Source organism: Pseudonocardia sp. EV170527-09, from assembly GCF_008369905.1.
In the GTDB taxonomy this organism is placed as follows: Bacteria; Actinomycetota; Actinomycetes; order Mycobacteriales; family Pseudonocardiaceae; genus Pseudonocardia.
On the sequence record NZ_VRMC01000173.1, the window covers coordinates 1 to 4,508 of the forward strand.

Annotated in this window: 6 protein-coding genes; 5 read left to right on the forward strand and 1 reads right to left on the reverse strand. The window is 69.8% G+C overall.

Annotation, left to right across the window (positions count from 1 at the left end; all coding sequences use genetic code 11):
• Positions 1–21: 21 nt before the first annotated feature.
• Together FVA95_RS27590 and FVA95_RS31135 are read left to right on the forward strand one after the other, a co-directional pair.
• Positions 22–927, forward strand: a complete 906-nt coding sequence (locus tag FVA95_RS27590; protein WP_240051774.1) for a J domain-containing protein — start codon at positions 22–24, stop codon at positions 925–927.
• Between the two features lie 449 nt (positions 928–1,376).
• The gene (locus tag FVA95_RS31135) at positions 1,377–1,664 is read left to right on the forward strand and encodes a hypothetical protein (protein ID WP_161992498.1); all 288 of its coding nucleotides are present in this window, start codon (positions 1,377–1,379) and stop codon (positions 1,662–1,664) included.
• Positions 1,665–1,726: 62 nt separating this feature from the next.
• Here FVA95_RS31135 and FVA95_RS27600 read toward each other — a convergent pair whose 3' ends face one another.
• The gene (locus tag FVA95_RS27600; RefSeq protein ID WP_149666751.1) at positions 1,727–2,326 is read right to left on the reverse strand and encodes a hypothetical protein; all 600 of its coding nucleotides are present in this window, start codon (positions 2,324–2,326) and stop codon (positions 1,727–1,729) included.
• A gap of 496 nt (positions 2,327–2,822) precedes the next feature.
• Here FVA95_RS27600 and FVA95_RS31140 point away from each other — a divergent pair, with 496 nt between their 5' ends.
• From FVA95_RS31140 to FVA95_RS27610, 3 genes are read left to right on the forward strand one after another with little or no spacing between them, the layout of a single operon-like run.
• Positions 2,823–3,062 carry a hypothetical protein gene (locus FVA95_RS31140; protein ID WP_161992499.1) on the forward strand — a complete coding sequence of 80 codons (240 nt, stop codon included), beginning with the start codon at positions 2,823–2,825 and terminating at the stop codon, positions 3,060–3,062.
• Positions 3,063–3,067: 5 nt separating this feature from the next.
• A complete protein-coding gene (locus tag FVA95_RS27605) occupies positions 3,068–3,700 on the forward strand; it encodes a type IV secretory system conjugative DNA transfer family protein (RefSeq protein ID WP_161992500.1) in 633 nt (210 codons plus the stop codon).
• Positions 3,697–4,365 (forward strand): DUF4913 domain-containing protein, encoded by a 669-nt coding sequence (locus FVA95_RS27610; protein WP_149666755.1) that lies wholly within the window; start codon positions 3,697–3,699, stop codon positions 4,363–4,365. The genes FVA95_RS27605 and FVA95_RS27610 overlap by 4 nt, the downstream gene beginning before the upstream one ends.
• The last annotated feature ends 143 nt before the right edge of the window (positions 4,366–4,508 follow it).

The following is a 4,508-nucleotide window of genomic DNA, read 5'->3' on the forward strand; positions in this document are numbered from 1 at the left end:
TGCCGCTGAGGAGGCATGCCAGTGTTCGGGATCACCTCGCTCGCAGAGTTGGCGCGGCGTCCTCTGCCTCCTACAATTTCGGGTGATCATGCGACCGACCGGATCACCTACCTACGCCGTATCGGCCAGCTGCCCGCTGTGCTGGTTTGGGCTCGAAACGCTGGCTCGAGCTATACGATGACCGTGTCCCGTGACGAGGGAACTGCCGGTTGCGATCTGTATGAGGTGCTCGGGGTGGATCCGGCCGCTGAGTTGTCCCAGATTCGGCGCGCTTACCGCAGTCAAGCGTTGTTGTTGCATCCGGACCGGAACCCCGATCCGGGCGCCACGGCCCACTTCCGGGCCGTGGCTGCGGCCTATGCCGTGCTCGCTGATCCCGAGCGGCGCGCCAACTACGATGCCGCGCGCTGCGGGCCGCCACTCGACTCTGACGGCGCGCCCACGGCAGACTCCGACTCCACCAGCTCTGGGGCCGGTGGTGACTATGTGCCGGTGAGCGATCCGGTCGCCTACACCGACTACGCGCCGGCCAGGGAATATCCGGCACCACCGCAGCCCCAACCGCCCCCGGGACGGCCCGTGCCGCCGCCGTGGGCAGCTGCCCGCACCCCACTCCCCGAGGAAAGGCTGCCTGGAGGGTGGCCGATTGGACGGATCGATCACCGTCGCAGGCTGGGGCGGCTGCTGCTGTGGGTGTGGCGTCTCGCGCCGTTGCCGCGTGGCGGTCTCGCAGCCTTCGTAGTTGTAGTGGGCGTGTATGCCGTCCTCGTTCTGGCTCGGTTCGCCCGGCATGAGTTTCCGGTCCTGTCCGTTGTGATCTGGTTCCTGGCTGAGTTCGCGCTGATTTGCTGGACCGTCCGTGGACTTACCCTGCTCGTCCTGCGCTTTCGCGATCGCTCAGCTCGCCGCTCCAGGGGAGCACGGTGATGGGATTTCTCGCCCGCCGCACGCCCTCGGCACCGGCTGCCCCACCGAGCCCGATCCCAGAGACCGCACGGATCATCTGGGACCACACTCAGGAGGTCGGCTGGAACCGCGTCCCGGCCGACGCCCGCCGTGCTCTGGTTCACGCTGGGCACTCCACCGGTGAGGCACTCGCGGCCGGGACCTGGGCGCCGACCACCCGTCGTGACCGCGACGGGCATTACTGGCTCGACACCGACGCCTGGTGGATCGACACCGCCACTCTGCTCACGGTCCGGGCCCGCGAAGCTCTCACCCGGCACGGGACCGGCCCCGATGGCCGGCCTCGGCTGCGGCGGGCCGGAGGGGGGCGCGTCGAGGTCACCACCTGCCCGTTGACGGGGCCCCCGCCCAGCGGGCAGCGGTGGAGCCGCCCTACGGGCGCTGCGGATGTCGCCGGTCCGGCGGCGGGTGTGCGGCTGACCGAACACGTCGTCGACGTGTTGCCGCAGGCGGTGCGGGCTGAACTCGCCGTGCCGACCGGGCAGTCGGCGATCCGCCACTACCCACCGCATGGTGGCTACCGCGACCAGGTCCTGGCCTTCCGTCGGATCTCGGTCACCGAACTGGTTGCGGTCGCCGCAGTTCGCGAGGCTGGCGCCTACCCTGATCCGGATACCGCGATCGACTCCGCAGACTGGCACATCACCACCTATCGGCCCCAGGTCGGAGCCCACGCCGCGGCGCGGCTGGCCATGTGATGCGGTGATCCTCGGGCACTCCCGGAAGAAGACGGTTGCCCCGCGCTCGTGACGCCCCCGGGTCAGTAGAGGCGTTCGTGGACTCGCCAGAGTCCGTCGTGGGTGGTGCGGGTCAGGGTGAGTGTCGCGGCGGTGTGCTCGACGGGAGCGGCCGCGCCTGCGGGGGCGGTGCAGCGTGTGTGGACGGTCCCGGTGACCTGGACGGCGACGCGATCGCTGGTCCGGGGCGCTTCGGGTGGGATGACGGCGTCGATGCTGGTGACGGTGACGTGGCAGCGACCGGTGACCAGGCGGGTCCAGCCGCCGCCGGTGTCTTCGCCGTGGACGGCGAGGCGGTCGTTGTCCGCGGCGGCGGGCCCGGTCAGCAGTGGCGCGACCCGGTGGGTCCAGGCGAGGGCGTGGGTGTCGGTGTGGGCCACAGTCCGGGTGCTGTACAGCCAGCGGTGGGCGGTGACCAGCGGATCGTCCGAGGGGGCCGCAGCCCCGGCGGCGGCGCGGTCCGGGGGCGGCGCTGACTGAACGGGATCGGGCCCGGCGGTGAACAGTCCCGTGGCGAGCAGGACCCCGACGGTCAGGATCCCGCAGCCGCCGACTGCGGCGGCGGCCCACCGGAGCCGCGCTCGGCGGGTGCGTTGTAGGTCGGGTTCGAGGAATTCCGCCACCGTGGCCTCGTCTCGTCCTGCTGTGTCGGGCAACTGTATGGGTGTGCACGACCACATCCGGTGGGCACGCGTGTCGCTGGGCGTGCCCGATCTCCATGTGTATGGTTTCATCCGTCAGGATGTCATCCATTCTGGGTGTCTGCCCCTGTGCTCGGTAGGTATCCCGGGGGAGGAGGAGTGGGTGCGGGAACGTCCGTGTGTGGCCGGTGTCGCCGGTGGGGTGGGTGTCAGCCTGCTCGCCGCCGGTATCGGCGGCGTGGACCACGGTGTCTATCGTGCTCACACTCCGGTGGCGGTGCTGGTGTGCCGGTCGACGGTGTCCTCGGTCGGCGGGGCCGCGCACGCTCTGCAGTACACACCTGCCCGACCGGTCCTGGCCGTGGTGGCCGATATCCCGGGTGTCGCGATGGGCGCGAACACGCGGAATCGTCTCCGGGCCACTGAACCTCACGCGGCGGGGATCGTTCATGTTCCTGTCGTCGCGGGATGGCGGGACATGCCTCGTACGATCCGGCGTGCCGGCGAGCTGCTCGCCGCCGACCCGGCGGAGTTGTCGAAGCCCGAGCGGGCCCTGGCCCGCGCGCTGGGCGAGCTGGTCGACGCGGTCCTCGCCCTCCCCGATCCTGCGGTTCCCCCACCCGGATCCGAGCCGGGATCCGGTCTGCGGGAACACCTCGTGCCCGCCTCATCGGTCGGTGTCGACCCGGTCCCCCCGCTCCTGGCCCAGGAGGGCTGAACGCGATGACGACAACGATGACGATGCTGACCGCCCACGCTGCGACCGCCCAGGGCGGCCGGCTCGACCCGCCACTGCGCCCGGTACTCGACGAAGCCGCCAACGTCTGCCCGATCGCGAACCTGCCCGACCTCTACTCCTACTTCGGATCCATGAGTATTCAGGTCATGTCGTTCCTGCAGTCCTACCAGCAGGGCGTCGCGGTCTGGGGCAAACCCGGGATGGACAAGATGTGGTCGGCGGCCACGATCAAGCTGGTCGGCGCCGGAGTGCAGGACCCCGAGTTCGCGCGCTGGATCAGCGACCTCATCGGGCCGCTGGAGGTACCGACCCACTCCCACCAGTACAGCCGTGGCGGCAGCTCCACCTCGACGTCGATGCGGGAGAAACCGGTGATGACCGTCGCCGACGTGGGCTCGCTCGACAAGCACCACGCCATCCTGCTCTCCGCCGGGCGCCGCCCCGTACTTCTGGAACTGATGCCCTGGTACCGCGAAGGCGACGCTGAGACGATCCGCACCCACGCCACCGAGGCCACCGCCCAAGTCCGCCAGTCCGCGATCACCGCACTCGGACCCCGCAACCCACTCGCCCACCACCTCGCCGCCCACGACCAGCGGGACGGCCGAGCCCCGTGACCGGGATCCCGACCGGTGACGGGGATGCGGTATTCACCGAGCTAGCCGAGCTCCGTGAAAAACTCGCTGCCCTCGACGCCCGGTGCGCCACAGACCATCAGGCCACCGCCCACGTCACCGCCCGTGTCACAGCCCTCGAAGCCCAGGTCGAGGCCATCTGTTCCGGACTCGACACCCTTGAAGAGATCGCCGCTGCCTCACCAGCGCCAGATATCGCGGCCCCGGAACCACCCGTCGGCAACACCCCCCACACCAGTACCGAACCGACACCACGCGCCACGGCTGGCCCGGCGATGGGCCTGGCCGAGCTGGTGATCTGGGTACGCAGCCACGTCGCACAGTTGATCGAGAAACGGATCCCACAGAACCAGGGCCGGGTGCGATGGTGCCGGTCGTGGTGGCTCCACGGCGAGGCCATCGCCCGCTTCGACGCCCTGCAACGCGCCTGGACCGAAGCCATCACGGGCGACGGCAACGCCCTGGTCACCTACTACGAACACCTCGACCGACAACTCGCCGCACTCACCGACGAAGACGGCCCCTTCGCCGCCTGCCGCGGAGGCGAACATGCCCACGACACCCGCACCGGGCCACTCGGCCAACTCGAACCCGACCCGGACTTCTACCACAACCTCGCAAACCTCACCCACGACCGACATCGCTGAGAGTGTGTTTGAGAAGAGGGCCTGTGCAACGAACGGTGGTTCCGGCCCGACACGCCGGACCTCAGCGTCCGGCGGGATGGGCACTGTGAGTGATGACATCAGACCCTATGGGCTCTGCTGAGAACGAGACGGGTTCGGGTCGG